This is a genomic window from Streptomyces sp. NPDC059582 (assembly GCF_042735715.1).
GTDB lineage: Bacteria > Actinomycetota > Actinomycetes > Streptomycetales > Streptomycetaceae > Streptomyces.
The window spans coordinates 1-19,282 of the sequence record NZ_JBHWCC010000098.1; the positions used below are offsets into that span (position 1 = coordinate 1).

15 protein-coding genes and 2 pseudogenes are annotated in these 19,282 nt (G+C 70.8%); 8 read left to right on the top strand and 9 right to left on the bottom strand.

Annotated elements, in window-relative coordinates; translation table 11 throughout:
- The first annotated feature begins 300 nt into the window (after positions 1–300).
- On the top strand, positions 301–1,005 hold the full coding sequence (locus ACFV0T_RS41250) for a glycoside hydrolase family 75 protein (RefSeq protein WP_385790559.1): 705 nt from the start codon (positions 301–303) through the stop codon (positions 1,003–1,005).
- Here ACFV0T_RS41250 and ACFV0T_RS41255 read toward each other — a convergent pair.
- The 4 genes and pseudogenes from ACFV0T_RS41255 to ACFV0T_RS41270 form a co-directional block, all read right to left on the bottom strand.
- Positions 992–1,210: pseudogene (locus ACFV0T_RS41255) on the bottom strand (hypothetical protein); the annotation flags it as partial. The gene ACFV0T_RS41250 and the pseudogene ACFV0T_RS41255 overlap by 14 nt on opposite strands.
- A gap of 104 nt (positions 1,211–1,314) precedes the next feature.
- Positions 1,315–2,208: a class I SAM-dependent methyltransferase gene (locus tag ACFV0T_RS41260; RefSeq protein WP_385790561.1), complete on the bottom strand. Its 894-nt coding sequence runs from the start codon at positions 2,206–2,208 to the stop codon at positions 1,315–1,317.
- A 332-nt stretch (positions 2,209–2,540) separates the two neighbouring features.
- A complete protein-coding gene (locus ACFV0T_RS41265; RefSeq protein ID WP_385790563.1) occupies positions 2,541–4,247 on the bottom strand; it encodes a glycoside hydrolase family 6 protein in 1,707 nt (568 codons plus the stop codon).
- Between the two features lie 83 nt (positions 4,248–4,330).
- Positions 4,331–5,800, bottom strand: coding sequence for a cellulase family glycosylhydrolase (locus ACFV0T_RS41270; protein ID WP_385790565.1), 1,470 nt, complete (start codon positions 5,798–5,800; stop codon positions 4,331–4,333).
- 252 nt (positions 5,801–6,052) lie between these two features.
- Here ACFV0T_RS41270 and ACFV0T_RS41275 point away from each other — a divergent pair, with 252 nt between their 5' ends.
- The 4 genes and pseudogenes from ACFV0T_RS41275 (at position 6,053) to ACFV0T_RS41290 (ending at position 10,632) form a co-directional block, all read left to right on the top strand.
- Positions 6,053–8,971 (top strand): glycoside hydrolase family 48 protein, encoded by a 2,919-nt coding sequence (locus ACFV0T_RS41275; RefSeq protein ID WP_385790566.1) that lies wholly within the window; start codon positions 6,053–6,055, stop codon positions 8,969–8,971.
- Between the two features lie 98 nt (positions 8,972–9,069).
- A pseudogene (locus tag ACFV0T_RS41280) lies at positions 9,070–9,354 on the top strand (xyloglucanase); the annotation flags it as partial.
- 168 nt (positions 9,355–9,522) lie between these two features.
- Positions 9,523–10,362 (top strand): hypothetical protein, encoded by an 840-nt coding sequence (locus tag ACFV0T_RS41285; protein ID WP_385790568.1) that lies wholly within the window; start codon positions 9,523–9,525, stop codon positions 10,360–10,362.
- Positions 10,363–10,437: 75 nt separating this feature from the next.
- A complete protein-coding gene (locus ACFV0T_RS41290) occupies positions 10,438–10,632 on the top strand; it encodes a hypothetical protein (protein WP_385790569.1) in 195 nt (64 codons plus the stop codon).
- Here ACFV0T_RS41290 and ACFV0T_RS41295 read toward each other — a convergent pair.
- Positions 10,598–11,344 carry a class I SAM-dependent methyltransferase gene (locus ACFV0T_RS41295; protein WP_385790571.1) on the bottom strand — a complete coding sequence of 249 codons (747 nt, stop codon included), beginning with the start codon at positions 11,342–11,344 and terminating at the stop codon, positions 10,598–10,600. The two genes, ACFV0T_RS41290 and ACFV0T_RS41295, sit on opposite strands and share 35 nt — an antisense overlap.
- Positions 11,345–11,377: 33 nt before the next feature.
- Complete coding sequence (locus tag ACFV0T_RS41300) at positions 11,378–11,683, bottom strand: 4a-hydroxytetrahydrobiopterin dehydratase (RefSeq protein WP_385790573.1); 306 nt, start codon at positions 11,681–11,683, stop codon at positions 11,378–11,380.
- 131 nt (positions 11,684–11,814) lie between these two features.
- Here ACFV0T_RS41300 and ACFV0T_RS41305 point away from each other — a divergent pair, with 131 nt between their 5' ends.
- From ACFV0T_RS41305 to ACFV0T_RS41315, 3 genes are all read left to right on the top strand, one after another.
- Positions 11,815–12,762, top strand: coding sequence for a helix-turn-helix domain-containing protein (locus ACFV0T_RS41305; protein WP_385790575.1), 948 nt, complete (start codon positions 11,815–11,817; stop codon positions 12,760–12,762).
- 98 nt (positions 12,763–12,860) lie between these two features.
- On the top strand, positions 12,861–13,724 hold the full coding sequence (locus tag ACFV0T_RS41310; RefSeq protein ID WP_385790577.1) for a helix-turn-helix transcriptional regulator: 864 nt from the start codon (positions 12,861–12,863) through the stop codon (positions 13,722–13,724).
- An 89-nt stretch (positions 13,725–13,813) separates the two neighbouring features.
- Positions 13,814–14,629, top strand: a complete 816-nt coding sequence (locus ACFV0T_RS41315; protein WP_385790579.1) for an SAM-dependent methyltransferase — start codon at positions 13,814–13,816, stop codon at positions 14,627–14,629.
- Positions 14,630–14,875: 246 nt separating this feature from the next.
- Here the strand turns inward: ACFV0T_RS41315 and dnaK are convergent, their stop codons facing one another.
- From dnaK to ACFV0T_RS41330, 3 genes are all read right to left on the bottom strand, one after another.
- Positions 14,876–16,747 carry a molecular chaperone DnaK gene (gene dnaK, locus ACFV0T_RS41320; RefSeq protein ID WP_385790581.1) on the bottom strand — a complete coding sequence of 624 codons (1,872 nt, stop codon included), beginning with the start codon at positions 16,745–16,747 and terminating at the stop codon, positions 14,876–14,878.
- A gap of 235 nt (positions 16,748–16,982) precedes the next feature.
- Positions 16,983–17,756 (bottom strand): glycerophosphodiester phosphodiesterase family protein, encoded by a 774-nt coding sequence (locus ACFV0T_RS41325; protein WP_385790583.1) that lies wholly within the window; start codon positions 17,754–17,756, stop codon positions 16,983–16,985.
- A 5-nt stretch (positions 17,757–17,761) separates the two neighbouring features.
- Positions 17,762–19,147, bottom strand: a complete 1,386-nt coding sequence (locus ACFV0T_RS41330; protein WP_385790585.1) for a hypothetical protein — start codon at positions 19,145–19,147, stop codon at positions 17,762–17,764.
- Between the last annotated feature and the right edge of the window lie 135 nt (positions 19,148–19,282).

Sequence of the window (19,282 nt, forward strand, 5' to 3'; positions counted from 1 at the left end):
CCCCGAGCCCGTACGGGCTCGGGGCGCACGTGTGTCGGCGGGCGTGCGGTGGCGGCGGCGGGCGGAACCAGGGCAGGGTCGAGGGCGTCCAACGGCCGTTGTCCGCCGACCTGTTGAACGCGTTGAACCCTGTTGACCGGTTTGACCGGTCGACTCTGCCGACCCCGTCGACCACCCCGCGGAGGAGCCGGTTCCGTCCGACCCACGACACCCTCCCGCAGGGGTTGACGCGGTCATGCCGATGGGCCACTTTGGATTCACCCGGTAAGGAAACTTTCCTAACAGAAGGGTCCCCCCACAGTGCGCACTCGAACACTGGCCCTGGCCGCGGCCGCCTCGGCCGCCCTGCTCGCCTCCGGAGCACTCCCCGCGACCGCCTCCGGCACCTCCCCGTCCGGCACGACTTCCGCACCGCGGGAGGGCACGGTCAGCGCGGCCGCCCTGCTCGCCAAGGTGACGTCCTGCTCCCAGATCTCCAACGGCAAGTACCGCACCGACGAGGAGACCTCGGCCACCGTCCCCGTCTGCGGCAAGAACGGCGCGGTGTTCTGGAAGGCCGACCTCGACATCGACTGCGACGGGCAGCGCACCGCGAACTGCAGCGAGAGCACCGACCCCTGGTTCCAGGCCGACACGGCGTTCCACCAGTCCGACGGCAAGCCGCTGCGCGCCGACACACTGCCGTACGTGGTGGTCCCCAGCGCCAGCAGCACCTGGAACTACGCCAACGCCGGCATCAAGGGCGGCGGCGTGGTCGCCGTGATCTACAACAACAAGGTCGAGTACGCGGTCGTCGGCGACACCGGCCCCACGAAGATCATCGGTGAGGCCTCGTACGCCACCGCCCAGGCGCTCGGCATCGACCCGGACCCGGAGACGGGCGGCGCCGACTCCGGCGTGACGTACATCCTGTTCACGAACTCCAAGGTTTCCCCGATCGAGAGCCACAGCGCGGCCGTGACCCTCGGCGACCGGCTGGCCCAGGAGTTCGTCAACAACAACTGACCCGGCAGGCGGGTCGGTCGGGCTGTCCGAGCGGCCGTACGACGACGGTGTGGACGTCGACTCCGTCCGGCTGCCGGACAGCCCACACGATCGAGTCCGCGATCTGGTCGGCGGTGAGCGGCAGGCCCGGCGGCAGGCTGCCATCGCCTCCCGGAACGGGGTCTCCGCCCGGCCGGGCGCGACCCAGGGTCACGCCCACGCCGAAAGCCCTCCTCGGCGAACTCGTCCAGCCGCCGCTCCCCCACGGCCAGTGACGGCCACCCGCTGTCCGGCGTCCAGCAGCCGCAGCGCGATCACCTTGTCACCCGGTCACCCGGCGACGCGGACCGCCGTGTACACCGTGTGGGCGGACAGGACGAACACGTCCGGGCGGTGGTGGACGCTCGCCTCGTCCTCCGGGTCGAGGAGGCGGTCGAGGGTGGCGCGGTCCTCCGGGTCGATGCCGTCCGCGCAGGCGTCGCGCAGCCGGGTCAGCGACGCGGCGACATGGGCGCGGGCCGCGTCGGACACGGGCGCGGGCAGGTCCAGCAGGAAGGTACGGGTGCTGGTGTGCCGCAGACCGGCGGCGGTCAGCATGGCGGGCCAGTTCTCCTCCCCGGTGACCGCACCGGGAAGGCCGACGCGCATCCGCTCGAACCACTCGGCCTCCACCGCGTCGATGCGCGCCTGGAGTCCGGGCCGGCCGAAGCCGATGTCGCGGGGCAGGAACCGCGAGGGCAGCCCGCCCTCGAGCAGGGCCAGCGTGCCGCCGGGTGCCAGCCGGTCGGCGAAGGCGGTCAGGGCGGCGCCCTGGTCGCCGAGGTGGTGCAGGCTGCGCGCCGCCCACAGCAGGTCGGCCGGGTACTCCAACTCGGCCAGCACGGACGGGAGATCACCGGCCAGGGTGCCGAAGCGGTCCGCGAACCCGAGGCGCTCCGCGCGCGCCCCCGCGCGCTCCAGCAGGGGCGCCGAGCCGTCCACGGCCACCACTCGCGCACCTGGGAACGTCTCGGCGAACTGACAGGAGACGACACCCGGCCCGCTGCCCGCGTCGACGATCAGGCCTGGCTCGGGCACACTCTCCGCGAGCCAGGCGAGGGCCCGCGCGTACAGCGGGGCGAGCAGCTCCGCCTGCGTCTCCAGCATCGTGGCCATGTCGGCCCAGTCGATGGCGGTGTCGCTGCCGCCCTCGGTGTGGTCGTGGGTGTGGTGGTGATGCGCCATGGAAGTCAGCCTCTCGTCCGGGTGCCGTCAGCCTGGGCCCACCCACCGCGCGAGGGCCAGTGCTGTTGCCGGGACGGCAAAAAGCACCGTGGGAAACTGCCATGGGAGATTTGTCCCGCACGACGCGTTCCAGGGCGCACATACTCCGCTACCAGAGCACGCGGCCCTGCCGCAGCAAGGCAGACGTCCGCACGGGCCCGAGCGGCCCCCGCCGTACCCGATGGAACCGCGGGAGCCGGACCGGCCCGACGGGGATCGTTCCCCGGTGGAGCGTGCGATCCGCCGGGGCCCGGCCCGGGAGGGCCGGCCCCCGGCGGAGGCGGGTCAGCGGCCTACAGCGCCGGGTAGGCGTTCTGCATCAGCTGCTGGAACTGCGCGGAGAACCAGTGCCCGGACAGCGGCGCGTTCGGCAGCGCGCCCGACAGGCTGTTGCCGTTGCGGGCGTTGCCCGTGTACGTCGGGTCGCACATCCGGTCGAAGCCCTTGCCCTCGTCGTTCGCGATGGCGCTGCTGGACCCGTCGGACTCACCCGGCGGCTTCATCCACACGTACGCGTCGATGCCGGTGGCCGGGGCCGCCTTCGGGCGCTCGCCGAGTCCGGCGCCGGACTGGTTGCACCAGTTGCCGATGTGGATGCGGCGGTCGTAGCGGCCGCCGTCGACATAGGTGTCCACGCTGGTCGTGGCGCCCGGTCCGGCGGGCCGGGCGGTGCCGCCCCAACCGTTGCGGGAGGTGTCGATCAGCATGCCGATGCCGGAGTTGAAGCCGGCCGAGACGAGCTGGTTGCGGAAGCCCTGCGCGTACGACAGTTCGTCGACGTACCGGTTCCAGTCCACCCACTTGGACTGGCGCACGGAGGTGCCGTTGACGGTGTCGTTGACGGTGAAGTTGTTCTCCTTCAGGGCGCTGTAGTTGGCCGTGTTGGTGATGAAGCCGTGGACGTCGGCGACCGTCGCGCCCTCGGCGTTGGCGGCCTGGTAGAAGAGCTGGGCGGAGGGGGCGAAGTTGTCGTCCCAGCCGAGCCAGCCGTGGTGACCGGCGTCGATGTAGTTGTAGACGTTGGGGATCGCGCCGAGCTTGTTGAGCGCGTATCCGACGCCCTTCACGTAGTTGCCGTTGGCGAGCATGGTGTCGCAGGCCGGGGTGGCGGTGGCCCGGCTGCCGGTGTTGGTGACGAGGTTGGGCAGCGAGTCGATCTCGATGGTGGTGACGATGCGCAGGGCTGCGTACTTCGGGTCGGCCAGGATGGCCGCGATCGGGTCGATGAACTGCGTCTTGTACTTGTCGATCTCCGTCGGGCCGAGTTCGCCGTTGGAGGCCAGGGCCGCGCAGTCCCGTCCGGGCAGGTCGTAGACGACCAGCTGGACGACCTCCTCACCCGTGCCCTTCTGGGCGAGGGCGGCGTCGAGGTGGGCGCGCAGGCCCATGCCGCCGTTGGCGCCGTTGATGGCGGCGATGCGGTCGAGCCAGACGCCGGTGGGCTGGTTGGAGATCCGGCTGCCGCCGGTCTCTGCGGCGGCCTTCGCGGACCACTCCGGGTTCACGTACACCTTGGCGCCGGCGTAGGGGTTGTCGACCTTGCCGGAGGGGTCGGGGTCCGTACCGCCTCCGCCGCTGCCGTCGTCGACGTTGCAGGTCACGCCGTCGAGGGTGAAGGTGGCCGGGAGCGCGTTGGTGCCGGTGTAGGAGGCCTGGAAGCCGAAGCTGACCGAGGCTCCGGTCGCCAGCGTCCCGTTGTAGGTCTCGTTGGCGGCGGTGACGGCGGTCCCGCTCTGGCTGATCTTCGCGTTCCAGCCGTTGGTGATCCTCTGGTTTCCGGCGTACGCCCACTTCACCGACCAACTGCTCTTGGCGGCACTGTTGTTGGTGACGGTCACGGCGGCGGTGAAGCCGGTGTCCCACTGGTTCTGCACCGCGTAGGCGACGGTGCAGGGGACGGCTGCGATGCCTAAGTCCGCGGGGGCGGCGGCGACGGCCGTTCCGGTGGCCCCGGCGACCAGCGCCAGGGCGGCGAGTACCGCTGTTCTGCTACGGCTCATGAGTGCGGATTCCTTCTGTGGTGTTCGGATATGGGTCGTCCGTGATGTTCGGATATGGGTCATCCGTGGTGTTCGGTGACGGGTCATCCTTTGAGGGCGCGCAGGTGGTCGCGCAGCCCGAGGCCGTACGACGTGGGCGTGCCGTCGTAGGCGGAGATGAGGGACGGGCCGGAGGAGCAGTCCCAGGTGTTCCAGGTCCAGCCCAGGTAGGACAGGCCGCGGTCGTCGAACCACCTCATGACCTGGTCGACGAAGGAGTGCGAGCAGGTGTTCTCGCCGATCTCCCCCGCCACCAGCGGCACTTGGGCGGCCACCGGAGCGAGGGTGGAGTTCCAGCAGCTCTCGCTCGCACAGGTGTTGAAGTTGTACACGTGGTACGCGGCGGCGAGGTTGCCCGCCGGGTCGGTGGGCCGGTGGGTGAGCCACTGGCTCAGGTCGTTGGAGTAGGCGAGGCCGCCGGCCAGGATCAGGTTCCTCGCACCGGCGTTTCGGATGGAATCGACGAGATCCTGCATACCGGCGACCTCGTAGCCGATGCCGGGGCAGGTGCCGCCGTCGCGCCAGCACTGCCACGCCTGGGTGGCCGTGGAGGTGGCGCGGTCCGGGTAGGGCTCGTTGAACAGGTCGAACACGACGGCCGGATCGTCCTTGAAGGTGCTCGCCACCGACGACCAGAACGACGGCGTGTACCGCATGTCCGGCATCGGCTTCTGGCAGGTGGCGTGGACGTCGGAGCAGCCGGCCGAGTTGCCGGTGTACTGCCCGTAGGTCCAGTGGAGTTCGACGACCGGCGTCATGCCGTGCGCCTCGATCCGTGCCACGAGGTCCTTCACCGCGTCGACGTAGTGGGCGCCGGCGTACTCGGGTTTGATGTTGGACAGGCCGAGCCAGCACTCCTCGTTCAGCGGGATGCGGACCGTGTCGGCCTTCCAGTCGGCGATCGCCTTGATCGCGGCGTCGTCGACGGGACCGTCCCAGATGCCGTACCCCTGCACGCACATGAACTCGCCGCCGGACCGGTTGACGCCGAGCAGGCGGCGGGTGGTGCCGCCGGCGTCCACGAGCTTGTTCCCGGTGACGTGCAGGGCCGGTGCCCCGCCGCCCGGGGGAGGCTCGGTCGGTGTCGGTGTCGGCTCCACGTCGGTGTTGCACGTGGTGCCGTTGAGCTTGAACGTGGTCGGTACGGCGTTGCCGCCCGACCAGGAGGCGAGGAACCCGGCGCTGACGCTCGCACCGGTGCCCAGAAGGCCGTTGTAGCTCTCGTTCAGCGCGGTCACGGTGGTGCCGGACTGGGACCACTTGGCGTTCCAGCCCTGCGTGACCTTCTGACCGCCGGGGAAGTCGAAGGCGAGGCTCCAACCACTCACGGCGGCGGCGTTGTTGGTGAGCTTCACGGCGCCTTGGAAACCGGAGTCCCACTGGCTGACGACGGAGTACTCCACCGTGCACGCGGGCGCGGCCGCCTGCGCCGTGACGACCGGTACGAGCGCGGTCCCGATGAGGGCGATCGCACCGGCTACGACTAAAAGACCTGAACGCGGGGGGTGTCGCATGAGCGACTCCTTGCAGCTCGGGCGCGTCGTGACGGACGCGTCGACTGTTGGAATCGCTCCCACTGGTGCGAAGGAAGGTAGCGCCAAGTGACGGTGAAGAACAGGGGAGTTACTGACTTTTCCCCGAGCGCGCTCGTCGAATCTTTTCGACTCTTCAAGCACCTTGACCGCTTCCACCCCCATCCTCACTATGGGAGCGCTCCCACTGGTTCAAGCCTTGACTTCTCCGAGCCGCAAGGAGGAACCAGCACCATGCATCCCCCACCCTCGAGACGCGCAGCCGTACGGCGGTTATGGGCCGCCGCCGCGACGGCCCTGGCGCTCCCCCTGTCGACGCTGGCCGTCGGCACGGCACCCGCCCAGGCTGCGCCGCTCCGGTGCAGCGTCGACTACCGCACGAACGACTGGGGTTCCGGCTTCACCGCGGACCTGACCCTCACCAACCGCGGTACGGACGCCGTCGACGGCTGGACCCTGACGTACGCCTACACGGGCAATCAGAAGCTGGTCGGCGGCTGGAACGGCGGCTGGACCCAGTCCGGCACGTCGATCACCGTGACCAACGCCTCCTACAACGGGACGATCCCCGCCGGCGCGGCGGTCGGCACGGGCGCGCAGTTCACCTACAGCGGCACCAACACCTCCCCCACCACCTTCGCGGTCAACGGCACCACCTGCGCCGGCGCGCACCAGCCGCCGGTGAGCGTGCTGACCAGCCCCGCCCCGGGCGCGGTCTACACGCAGGGCGACGCGGTCCCGCTCGCGGCCACCGCCGCGGCCGCGGACAACGCGACGATCGGCAAGGTGGAGTTCTACGACGACACCACGCTGCTCGGCACGGACACCAGCGCGCCCTACTCGCTCTCGGCCTCAAGTTTGACCGTGGGCAGTCATTCGCTGCTGGCGAAGGCCTTCGACAGCCTGGGCGCGTCGGCGGAGTCCACGCCGGTCGGCATCACGGTCGCCGCGGGTCCCGCCGTGGTGGCCTCGACCAGCCAACTGGCCGTCCAGCAGGGCAGGACGGCCGGCTACGAGGTGAAGCTCTCGACGCGGCCCGGCGCGAACGTCACGGTGACCACCGCGCGGACCGGCGGCAACACGGGCCTGTCGGTCACCGGCGGCGCCTCGCTCACGTTCACACCGGCCACCTGGAGCACCGCGCAGCAGGTGACGATCACCGCGGCCGCCTCCGGCACGGGCGCGGCGACCTTCGAGTCGACGGCCGGCGGGCACGCCAAGGCCACGGTGACGGCCACCCAGATCGCCGCCTCGAAGGAGTACGACGCCCGCTTCCTGGACCTCTACGGGAAGATCACCGACCCGGCGAACGGCTACTTCTCGCCCGAGGGCATTCCCTACCACTCGGTCGAGACGCTGATCGTCGAGGCTCCGGACCAGGGTCATGAGACCACGTCGGAGGCGTACAGCTACCTTCTCTGGCTACAGGCCATGTACGGCAAGGTCTCGGGCGACTGGACCAAGTTCAACGGCGCGTGGGACCTCATGGAGAAGTACATGATCCCGACCCACGCCGACCAGCCGACCAACTCCTTCTACAACGCCTCGAAACCGGCGACGTACGCGCCCGAGCTGGACACGCCGAACGAGTATCCGGCGAGACTGGACACGGCGGTCCCGGTCGGGTCGGATCCGATCGCCGGTGAACTGAGGACCGCTTACGGCACTGACGACGTCTACGGCATGCACTGGCTCCAGGACGTAGACAACGTGTACGGCTACGGCAACGAGCCCGGCAAGTGCGAGGCGGGCCCGACGGCGACCGGACCGTCGTACATCAACACCTTCCAGCGCGGTGTGCAGGAGTCGGTGTGGGAGACGGTGCCGCAGCCCACCTGCGACGCCTTCAAGTACGGCGGCGCGAACGGATACCTGGACCTCTTCACCGGTGACGCGTCGTACGCCAAGCAGTGGAAGTACACCGACGCCCCGGACGCGGACGCGCGCGCGGTGCAGGCCGCGTACTGGGCGGACGTGTGGGCCAAGGCGCAGGGCAAGGGCGGTGACGTGTCGGCCACCGTCGGCAAGGCGGCGAAGATGGGCGACTATCTGCGCTACGCCATGTACGACAAGTACTTCAAGAAGATCGGCAACTGCGTCGGACCGTCGACCTGCCCGGCCGGCACCGGCAAGGACGCCTCGGCCTACCTGCTGTCCTGGTACTACGCGTGGGGCGGCGCCACGGACACGAGCGCCGGCTGGGCCTGGCGCATCGGCTCCAGCCATGTCCACGGCGGCTACCAGAACCCCCTGGCGGCGTACGCGCTCAGCTCCTCCGCCGACCTGAAGCCGAAGTCGGCGACGGGACAGGCGGACTGGGCCAAGTCCCTCGGCCGGCAGTTGGAGTTCTACCGCTGGCTCCAGTCGGACGAGGGTGCCGTCGCGGGCGGCGCCACCAACAGCTGGGCGGGCCGCTACGCGACCCCGCCGGCCGGTACGTCCACCTTCTACGGCATGTACTACGACCAGCAGCCCGTCTACCACGACCCGCCGTCCAACCAGTGGTTCGGCTTCCAGGCGTGGTCGATGGAGCGGGTCGCCGAGTACTACCAGCAGACGGGGAACGCGCAGGCCAAGGCGGTCCTGGACAAGTGGGTCGACTGGGCGCTGTCGAGAACCACGATCAACCCGGACGGCACCTACCTGATCCCCTCCACGCTCCAGTGGTCCGGGCAGCCGGACACCTGGAACGCGTCGAGCCCCGGCGCCAACAGCGGGCTGCACGTCACCGTCGCCGACTACACCGAGGACGTCGGCGTGGCGGCCGCGTACGCCAAGACCCTGACGTACTACGCCGCCAGGTCCGGTGACACGCAGGCCAGGACGACGGCGAAGGCGCTCCTGGACGGCATGTGGAACAACCACCGGGACAGTCTCGGCGTCGCCGTCCCGGAGACCCGGGCCGACTACAGCCGGTTCGACGACGGCGTGTACGTGCCGAGCGGCTGGAGCGGCAGGATGCCGAACGGGGACACGATCAGCTCGTCCTCGACCTTCGCCTCCCTCAGGTCGTTCTACAGGAACGACCCGGCCTGGTCGAAGATCGAGAGCTACCTCGCGGGCGGCGCCGCTCCCGTGTTCACGTACCACCGGTTCTGGGCCGAGGCGGACATCGCCCTGGCCATGGGTTCGTACGCGGAGCTCCTCGAATAGTCCCCGCCACCGCTGCGCGTACCGCGCCGGGCGGCCCCACCCGCACGGGGGCCGCCCGGTCGTCGCGTCTTCTCCCCCATCGAGGAAGGACCCCCACCGTGCGAAGAACCCGCATCCTCACCGCCGTGCTGGCGCTCGCGGCCGGTCTGCTCGCGGGCACGCCGCCCGCGCTGGCCGCCCGCGACGCGCACAGCGCCCGGGCGACGATCGCCGCCGAGTCGTACACCTGGAAGAACGCCCGCGTCGACGGCGGCGGTTTCGTCCCGGGCATCGTCTTCAACCGCACCGAGAAGAACCTCGCCTACGCCCGTACGGACATCGGCGGTGCCTACCGCCGGCAGGAGTCGACGAAGTCGTGGACACCACTGCTGGACCCGGTGGGCGGAACGGCACGGTGGCGGCCGGTTCGTCGGTGGGTTTCGGTTCACCGGCAGCTGGTCCGGGTCGAACACGAGACCAACGGCCTTCCGGCTGGGTGACCGGAGCTGCACGGTGAACTGACCTTCGAGGGCGCGTGCCGGCGACGGCACGCGCCTCGTAGGATCGTCCGCGTGACGGAGATCGACTACGGACTGTTCCACGATCGGCTGGAGCGGGCCCGCGGCGAAGGCACCGCCGCGCGCTGGGAGTTGTTGCGCGCGTTCCAGCAGGAGTGGGGCTACGAGCCCACCGTCGGGCGGCGTTGGGAGCGGGGCGAACCGGATGCCGACGACCTCGCCCGCGTCGACCGCTCATTGCCCGTGCCGCCCGCGCTGGAGGAGTGGTGGGATCTGCCCTTCAACTCCTTCGCCGACCGCCCCCGCCTGTACTGGACCCACCCCGAGTGGCCGCCCACCCTGCGCCCCGATCCGACGGGGTACGGCGTCTCGGACGCGCTGCCCGCGGACAACCCGTTCGTGGGGCCGGACGAGGATCCGCGGGTCTGTGTGTTCATGGCCGAGTACGAGTACTGCAACGAGTGGGGCTACCCCGCCGCCCGCAGCGCCCTCGCCGACCCGCCGGTCCTGGTCGCCGCGCGGGACGAGGAGGGCCGGGACGTCTGGCTGGCGCAGAGCCACTCCGTCTCGGAGTTCTTCCTCCAGCTGGCCGTGACCCGGCTGCCGGCCCACTACGGCTGGTGTGTCGAGCAGCACCGTGTCACCCCCGAGACGCTGGACCGGCTGCGGGCGCGTCTGCGGCCCACCGGTCTGCTGCCGTGGCGCGAACTCGGTTCGCGCGCCGTGTACTTCGGGGGCGAGGATGTGGTCGTGCGGCACGACACCGGCCACGGCGACTTCGAACTCGTCGCGTACGGCCGCACGGAGAAGTCCCTGACCCGGCTCGGGGACGTGCTCGGCCTGGACTGGTCGGAGTACCTCTGCGCGCCGGAGAGCCTGCGCGAGGACGACTGACGCGGTGGCGCGCCGTCGGCGACGGCGCGCACCCACGGCTGCCACGGTGTGTAAAACGCCAGGGGGAAGGAGTCGGTGGCGCCGGTGCCGGGCGTCGGTTCGGCCTTCCCGGCCCGGTGGACGTTGAAGGAGACGTTGGTCGGGATCTCACCGACCACGGCCCGCCGGGAGCAGGCGTTCTCGGTGGACGACGGGGTGACCTGGCTGACCTGGCTGACCGACTGGACCATGGACTTCACCCGGTCGGCCTCCGGTACGCGCGCAGGCTGAACAGCGGGTCGGGGCGCGGCCGGTCCTGGTCGGGCAGGGCCTGGAGGCGCGCGGCGAACTCGTCGGCGAGCGGTTCGCCCGGCGGCAGCATGACGAACCAGCCGCGCCGCAGGTCCGCGACCGTCCGGCGGGGGCTGCGGCCCTGGCCGCGACCGGTGAAGCGGGCCTGCCCGGCCGGCACGAGACCGTGCGCGAGGGCGTACGACTCGACGCGTTCGGCCGCGTCACGGGCCGCCCGGGGCGGCCGGGAGGCGAGCACGGCGTCGATGTCACTGCCCACGTTGTGGGCGGCGGCCTTGTCGACCGTGGTGACGTACACCCCGCCCGGCCGCAGCACTCGGGCGCACTCGCCGACGATGGTCCGCGCGTCCTCGTCGTTGTCCGCGAGGTGCAGCAGCCAGACGCTGGTGACGCCGTCGAACTGCCCCTCGGGGAAGGGAAGTCGGCGGCTGTCTGCCCGGACGACGGCGCCGGGCAGCCGGGCGGCGGCGTGCCGGACCATGGCGGGCGAGAGGTCGACGCCGGTGACCCGCATGCCGTCGCGGTCCGCGGCGAACCGCCGGGTGACGATGCCGGTCCCGCAGGCGACGTCGAGCAGGCCGCGCGCCCCGGCGGGTATGAGGCCGAGCACGGCCGCCGCGGCCGCGGCGGCCCTGGGTTCGCCGCCGCGGGAGGCGTCGTAGCGCTCCGCTTCCTTGTCGTAGTCCAGCACGCGGCTCTCCCCCGTTCCGGTCCGGACGCGTGGTCAGTGGGCCCCGTGTCCCGGGGCCAGGGCTTCCACTCTCCGGGCGAGCTCGAAGTCGAGCCCGGTCACGGCGCCGCCCACGCTGTGGGTGTTCACGGTCAGCGAGACCGTGTTGTAGCCGAGGGTGAGGTCGGAGTGGTGGTCGAGCTCGTCCTGCACCTGGGCGATGTGGACGACCAGAGCGGTCGCCGCGAAATGGGAGGTCAGCCGGTAGGAGCGGGCGAGGCGGTCCCCGTCGAGGGTCCAGCCCGGCAGGTCGGCCAGCCGGTCCTCGATCTCCTTCTGCGACAGCGGTTCGACGGCCATGCCCTCGCTCCCTTCCTGGGTGTCGCGTACCTGTTCAGCGTGCCATAGGACGGCCGCTGCGGCCCTGGTCAGGGGCGCCGCCACACGGGTGCGCCGCCACGTCGGGCCGGGCCTGGTCTACGGTCGTCCCCATGACGAATGCCCCGTCCGCCGCCGGGTCCACCACCCGGTCCAGCGCCGCCGCCGACGCAGCGTCCGGCACCGCCCCGCCGAACAAGGGCGATGGCCGGAACAAGCGGCACAACGTGAACAGCACAGACCACACAGCCACCGCAGATAACGCAGGCAGCGCAGACAGGGGGGCGGGGCCGCTGCTGCGGGCGTGGCGGGAGCGGCGGCGGGTGAGTCAGCTGGAGCTGGCGTCGCGCGCGGACTCCTCCGCCCGGCACATCAGCTTCGTCGAGACGGGCCGGTCCCGGCCGAGCGAGGAGATGGTGCTGCGGCTGGCCGAGCACCTGGACGTGCCGGTGCGCGAGCGCAACGCGCTGCTGCTGGCGGCCGGTTACGCCCCGCGCTATCCGCAGACGCCGCTGGACGACCCGGCGCTGGGCGCGCTGCGCGACGGCATGGAACGGCTGATCCAGGGCTATGAGCCGTATCCGGCGCTGGTGGTGGACGCGACGTACACCGTCGTCGCGGCGAACCGGGGCATCACGATGCTGCTCGCGGGTGTCGCGGAGTCGCTGCTGGAGCCGCCGCCGAACGCGATGCGGCTGGCCCTGCACCCGCGGGGCCTGGCGCCGCGCATCCGCAACCTGCCCGAGTGGCGGGAGCATCTGCTGGCGCAGATGGAGCGGCAGATCGCCCTGTACCGCTCGGACGCGCTGCGCGCGCTGTACGAGGAGGTGGCGGCCTATCCGGTGCCGGCGGCCGGGCCGCGGGACCCCGAACCGGCCGACCCCGTGCCCCATTTCGCGCTGCCGATGCAGATCGAGCACGAGGGGCGGGTGCTGTCGTTCATCTCCTCGATCTCGACGTTCAACACCCCGATGGACGTCACCGTCGCCGAACTCGCGATCGAGACGTTCCTGCCCGCCGACCCGGCGACGGTCAAGTACCTGCATTCGCTCGGCACTTGACGGCAGTTGTGACCGACGCAATTCTCTCGGTCGCCTGTGCGGTTCCGGGTCCCGTGGCACACTGGCCCGGTTCCATCGACTCATGGGGGAGACGAGGCGTGAGTGAGCGTCGGCCCGCTCCCACCGTGGGCCAGGTGGTGCTCGGCAGGCGGTTGCAGGAACTGCGGGAGACGGCCGGGCTCAAGCGCGAGGAGGCCGCGCGCATCCTGCGGGTGGCACCGGCGACCGTACGGCGGATGGAGATGGCCGAGGTCGCGCTGAAGATCCCGTACGTGCAGGTGCTGTTGGACACGTACGGCGTCCCGGCGGACGAGTCGGCGCAGTTCGTGACGCTGGCCGAGGAGGCGAACCGGCCGGGCTGGTGGCAGCGGTTCCACGACGTGCTGCCCGAGTGGTTCAGCATGTACGTCAGCCTCGAGGGCGCCGCCCGGCTGATCCGGTCGTACGAGCCGCACTTCGTGCCCGGCCTGCTCCAGACCGAGGCGTACGCGCGGGCCGTCATGGAGGCCGGGACGATCGCGCGGGACGGCACGCAGACGGTCGAGCGGCATGTGTCCCTGCGGATGACCCGGCAGCGGCTGCTGGAGCGGGAGAACCCACCGCATCTGTGGGTGATCATCGACGAGACGGTGCTGCTGCGCCCGGTGAGCGACCACGGCGAGGTGATGCGCGACCAGCTGGACAAGCTGCTGGAGCTGGCCGAACGCAACCGTGTCACGCTCCAGGTCGCCGAGTTCGAGACGGGTCCGCACCCGGGGACGTACGCGCCGTTCTCGCTGTTCCGGTTCGCCGAGCCCGAACTGCCCGACATGGTGTTCACCGAGTACCTGACGGGCGCGCTGTACCTGGACTCACGCGAGGAGGTCTCGGCGCACCTGGAGGTCCTGGACCACATGACGACGCACGCCGCGTCGGCGCAGCGCACCAGGAAGATCCTCCAGCGGTACCGCGAGGCGTACTGACTCGCGGCGCCCCCATGGACGCACGCTCCCGCCCGAATCCCCAGACCAGAGATCCAGCCCCAGACCTGAGCTCGAGGAGAAGACAGCGTATGACCGGTTCCGAGGCCGCGCCCACCCGCATCGACACCAGCAGGCCGCATCCGGCGCGGGTGTACGACTGGTGGCTGGGCGGCAAGGACAACTATCCCGTGGACGAGGAACTGGCCCGCAGGATCCTCGACGTGGACGGCACGGTGGTGCGCGGGGCGCGTGCCAACCGCCGCTTCATGCAGCGGGCCGTGCGCACGGTCGCCGAGGCGGGGATACGCCAGTTCCTGGACATCGGCACGGGCATACCCACCGAACCCAATCTGCACCAGGTGGCGCAGGAGGTCGCGCCCGACGCGAAGGTCGTGTACGCCGACAACGACCCGATCGTGCTGCGGCACGCCGAGGCGCTGCTCACCGGCACGGCCGAGGGCAGCACCGAGTACGTGCACGCCGACGTCCGCGATCTGGACACGGTGCTGCGGCTGGCCGCGGAGACCCTGGACTTCACCCGGCCGGTCGCGCTGTCGCTGGTGGCGCTCACCCACTACCTGGGCGATGAGGCCGACGGTGACGACGTGCACGGCCTGCTGGCGAAGTACGTCGCCGCGCTGGCCCCCGGCAGCTGTCTGATCCTGTCGCAGGTCACCCCCGACCTCAGCCCGAAGGCGATCGAGGGGGCGAAGAACCTCTTCCAGCGCAGCGGCACCCCGTTCTACCCGCGCTCGCTCGCCGAGTTCTCGCGCTTCTTCGACGGTCTGGAACTGCTGGGGCCGGGCGTCATCCCGGTGTACGGGTGGCGGCCGGGGCCGGAGGACGTGGCGGCGCAGGCGGAGGGCATCGTGCCGGTGTACGCGGGGGTGGCCCGCAAGCCCTGAGCGGTACGGGGTCGGGGACGGGTTCCGATTCGGGTAGGGGTTCGGGTACGGATTCTGATTCGGGTACGGGTACGGGTCCGGGTCCGAGGACTCCGGGGGCCGCGCGGTGAGTCCGCAGCTCAGCCCCAGAGTCCGTCGTGAGCCGTCTCGGGTCCGTCGCGAGCGGTCGCGGATCCTTCGTGAGCGGGCGCGGGTCCTTCGTGGCCGGTGGCGCGCCACCCGTGCCCCGGCCGGACTCGGGTCCGCTCAGGCGGCGCCGTCCCTCGGGTCCCGGTCGTCGTCGACGATCTCCGCGTCGACGACACCCTCGTCGTCCCGGGCGTCCTGCGGTGCCGCGGTCTCCGTCGGGGCCGCCGGGCTCTGCTGCTGGGCCTGGGCGTACATGGCCTGGCCCATCCGCTGGCTGACCGTGGCCAGCTTCTCGACGCCGGCCCGCAGGGTGTCGGTGTCGGCCTGCCGGTCCAGGAGTCCCTTCAGCTCGGTGATCGCCGACTCGACCTCCGGCCTGGTGTCGGCCGGGACCTGTTCCTCGTTGTCGCGGAGGAACCGCTCGGTCTGGTAGACGAGTTGCTCGGCCTGATTGCGGGTCTCGGCGGCCTCCCGGCGTCCCCGGTCCTCCTCCGCGTACTGCTCGGCCTCGCGCATCATGCGGTCGATGTCGTTCTTGGGCAGTGCGGAACCGCCCGTGACGGTCATCTTCTGCTCGCGCCCGGTGGCCAGGTCCTTGGCGGAGACGTGCATGATGCCGTTGGCGTCGATGTCGAAGGCGACCTCGATCTGCGGGACGCCGCGCGGGGCGGGCGGCAGGCCGGTGAGGTCGAAGACACCGAGCTTCTTGTTGTAGGCGGCGATCTCGCGTTCGCCCTGGTAGACCTGGATGCCGACCGAGGGCTGGTTGTCGGTGGCCGTCGTGAACGTCTCCGAACGGCGGGTCGGGATCGTGGTGTTGCGTTCGATGAGCGTGGTCATGATGCCGCCCTTGGTCTCGATGCCGAGGGACAGCGGGGTGACGTCGAGGAGCAGGACGTCCTTGACGTCACCGCGGATGACACCGGCCTGGAGCGCGGCGCCCACGGCGACGACCTCGTCCGGGTTGACGCCCTTGTGCGGGTCCTTGCCGGTCAGTTCCCGGACCAGGTCGGTGACCGCGGGCATCCGGGTCGAGCCGCCGACGAGGATCACGTGGTCGATCGCGGAGAGTTTCACGCCGGCGTCCTTGACGGCCTGGTGGAAGGGGGTCCGGCAGCGGTCGAGCAGGTCGGCGGTGAGTTCCTGGAACTGGGAGCGGGTCAGCTTCTCGTCGAGGTGGAGAGGGCCCTCGGCGGAGGCGGTGATGTACGGCAGGTTGATCGTCGTCTCCGAGGACGACGACAGTTCGATCTTGGCCTTCTCCGCGCCCTCACGAAGGCGTTGCCGCGCCATCTTGTCGTTGCCCAGGTCGACGCCGTACTGGCCCTTGAAGCGGGCGACGAGGTGCTCCACGATCCGCTGGTCCCAGTCGTCGCCGCCGAGATGGGTGTCGCCGTTGGTCGCCTTGACCTCGATGACGCCGTCGCCGATCTCCAGCAGGGACACGTCGAAGGTGCCGCCGCCGAGGTCGAAGACGAGGACCGTCTGCTCCTCGCCGCGGTCGAGTCCGTAGGCGAGGGCGGCGGCGGTCGGCTCGTTGATGATCCGCAGCACCTTCAGGCCCGCGATCTCGCCGGCCTCCTTGGTGGCCTGGCGCTGGATGTCGTCGAAGTAGGCGGGCACGGTGATCACGGCGTCCGTGACGTCCTCGCCGAGGTAGGCCTCCGCGTCCCGCTTCAGCTTCTGAAGGACCCGCGCGGACAGCTCCTGCGCGCGGTAGCGGGTGCCGTCCACGGAGCCCTGCTCGGGGAACCGCCAGTCCGGGGCGCCCATGTGCCGCTTGACGGAACGGGCGGTGCGGTCGACGTTGGTGACGGTCTGCCGCTTGGCGACCTCACCGACGAGCACCTCGCCGTTCTTGGCGAAGGCCACGACCGAGGGAGTGGTCCGCGCTCCCTCGGCGTTGGCGATGACGGTGGGATCTCCGCCCTCCAGCACGGCCACCACCGAGTTGGTGGTCCCCAGATCGATCCCGACCGGACGTCCCATCGCGCTCCCCTTCCGCCAGGAATCCCCGCACTCCAGAACAAAACGTGAGTGCGTGGTTGTCAATGGCACGGTCGCTTCTTCCGGGCTCCCCTCCCGGGGACTTCTCTCCCGGGGCTTCTCCCGGGGCTTCTTCCGGGGCTTCTTCCGGGGTCCACGGTCGGAGAGTTCAGGGTTCAAGGACTCGAAGGGCTCAGAGGGCTCAGAGGGCATAGAGGGCCCAAAAAGCCCAAGGGACTCAAGGGTTCGGGCGCTCCGACGCGGCCAGTCCGGGCCGGTCCGGGTCCGGCGGTTCCCGGCGCAGTTCCACCGCCCGCCGGGGCCGGTCCGTGATCAGTACGTCCACGCGCGTGTCGTCGAGAAAGGCACGCAGGGTGGGATCGTCGTTGACCGTCCACACCATCGTGAACAGTCCGTTGCGGTCCGCCTCGCGCAGCACGTTGGCGCGAGCCAGCCGCTGGTGCACGGCCACGCCGTGGGCACCGCAGGCCCGCACCCGGCGCAGGGGGAACAGCTCGCTCAGCCGGGTCGCCGCCAGCCGGGCCGACCCCACCTCCTTGCGGTTGCGGCCCAGGGACAGCGCGGTGCGCACGTCCGGGAACGCCTCGGTGATCGCCGCCACCGAGCGGTCCTCGAGGGTGGTGGCGACGAACCCGTCCGTACCCAGCAGGGCGACGGCGCGGTCGATCAACTCGCGCTCGTAGCCGGTCTCCTTGAGGTCGAGGTGGCCCACCAGCTTCCCGGCGATCAACGCCATGACGTCCTCGACGACGGGCACCGCGTATCCGGCGTGTTCGTCGAGCTCGGCGTGGGTGAGGCGGGACAGCAGCTGCCCGGTGTGGTCGACCCGCGGATCGTGATAGACGACGTGAACGTTGTCGGCGGTGCGCCGGATGTCGAACTCGACGTATTCCGCGCCCGACGCGAGGGCGTCCTCGTAGGCCTGCCAGGTGGCGGGGCCGAAGCGTTCGGAACCGCCCCGGTGGGCGGAGACGGCGGGTCGTGGCGGCATGGCGGTCAACTCCCGGGATTGCGGGGTGCGGGCAGGGTGACGCGTCCGTCGTCGGACTGGTCCAGGAGCGAGCCGGAGCGTCCGCTGACCCTCCGGAGCAGCAGGAAGCCGACCAGGAACAGGGCGACGAAGGGGAGCCAGGCCAGCGCGTAGGCGGCACCGTAGGAGTGCAGGTCGAGGATGGAGCGGTGGGAGTCGACGTCGGTGCCGTTCACGCCGAAGAACGCCAGCAGCAGCGTCGGGGGCAGCGCGATGAGTGTGGCCGCGGCGACCAGACCGGAGACCGTGCGGTCGCGGCGGTCGTCGCGTTCGGCGAGCGCGGCGTCGAGGGCGGCGGATCGGGCGTTGATGACGGACGTGAGGCGTTCGACCATGCGGGCGGAGTTGTCGAGGCTGTCGCGGATGCCGAGCGCGTCCCGCAGGGACGACTGGAAGCCCTCCAGGACCATCTCCGGGATCAGCAGGCTGTCGACGTAGGCCTCCACGCCGAAGGCGAGGTCGAGTTGGAGTTCGTTGACGCCGGCCGACAGGCGGGAGATGAGTGAGCGGACCTCGTACGGCGAGTCCATCAGGGCCTGTTGGTTGGCTCGCATCATCTCGAAGGTGGCCAGCCGGGTGCGCTGGAGGACGGCCAGGGCGGAGACCAGGCCGACGGCGACCAGGGTCAGGCAGTTCTCGACGTGCGCCGCCCAGCCCGCCTGGACGGAGACACCGCGGCCGTGGGCGGACAGGGTGACACCGTGGTTCCTGAGGTTGGGCGGCACCTGGACGCCGTGGTGGGAGACGGCACCGCTGGGCAGCCGGCCCCGGTAGATGATCTCGTTCAGCGGGACGGAGCGGGGGGTCTCGTCGGCGCCGTCGGTGCCGAGCAGCTCGACCCTCAACTCTCCGCCAGGAAACACTAGTTGATGGACGTTCTGACCGAAGGCGAGCGGCTCGCGCAGGTTCAGCCGCTCGCTGACGACGTCGAGCAGAGGACGGCCGCCGAGTCTGAGCTGGTCACGCTCGAAGCAGGTGGTCGCCAGCCATGCGGCGACGGCGACGGCGGGGGTCTCCCCGGCGAAGTCGCAGTCCATGAGAAGGGTCGCGTCGCCGCGCGGGCTGGTGACGACGAGGAGTCCGAGCGCGGCGAGTGCCAGCGGGTGCGGCGCGCCCGGGAGTTCGAGGTCGTCCGGTGCCAGGCGTTCGCTCAGCACCGGCACGGGCAGCACGGCCTCGCTGGAGCGCAGGTGCGGAGTGAACCGGCCGAAGTCGAACCGGTCCAGGAGACGGCCCGGCCGGCCCGCGGTGGGATCGACCCGGCCGGCCAGACTGAACAGCAGTCGGATCCGGGTGAGTTCGCGTGTGGCGGAGTCGAGCACCCTGCCGTTGCTGGCCGTTCCCGGCACCATCGGGATCCTTCCGATCGCGGTACGAACCTGGATGAACACCAGTGACCTGTAGGGACGTTCCTGACTCCCGTTCCGTTCCTACCCGGTCGGGGATCGGCCGACCCCCGAAGCCCGCTCGCGCGGACCGCTCGCGAG

What these genes read in the sequence shown, in the direction of transcription:
- ACFV0T_RS41260 (WP_385790561.1), bottom strand. Translation starts at nt 2,208, where the DNA reads ATGGCGCATCACCACCACACCCACGACCACACCGAGGGCGGCAGCGAC.
- ACFV0T_RS41265 (WP_385790563.1), bottom strand. Translation starts at nt 4,247, where the DNA reads ATGAGCCGTAGCAGAACAGCGGTACTCGCCGCCCTGGCGCTGGTCGCC.
- ACFV0T_RS41270 (WP_385790565.1), bottom strand. Translation starts at nt 5,800, where the DNA reads ATGCGACACCCCCCGCGTTCAGGTCTTTTAGTCGTAGCCGGTGCGATC.
- ACFV0T_RS41275 (WP_385790566.1), top strand. Translation starts at nt 6,053, where the DNA reads ATGCATCCCCCACCCTCGAGACGCGCAGCCGTACGGCGGTTATGGGCC.
- ACFV0T_RS41300 (WP_385790573.1), bottom strand. Translation starts at nt 11,683, where the DNA reads ATGGCCGTCGAACCGCTGTCGCAGAAGGAGATCGAGGACCGGCTGGCC.
- ACFV0T_RS41305 (WP_385790575.1), top strand. Translation starts at nt 11,815, where the DNA reads ATGACGAATGCCCCGTCCGCCGCCGGGTCCACCACCCGGTCCAGCGCC.
- ACFV0T_RS41315 (WP_385790579.1), top strand. Translation starts at nt 13,814, where the DNA reads ATGACCGGTTCCGAGGCCGCGCCCACCCGCATCGACACCAGCAGGCCG.
- dnaK (WP_385790581.1), bottom strand. Translation starts at nt 16,747, where the DNA reads ATGGGACGTCCGGTCGGGATCGATCTGGGGACCACCAACTCGGTGGTG.
- ACFV0T_RS41325 (WP_385790583.1), bottom strand. Translation starts at nt 17,756, where the DNA reads ATGCCGCCACGACCCGCCGTCTCCGCCCACCGGGGCGGTTCCGAACGC.
- ACFV0T_RS41330 (WP_385790585.1), bottom strand. Translation starts at nt 19,147, where the DNA reads ATGGTGCCGGGAACGGCCAGCAACGGCAGGGTGCTCGACTCCGCCACA.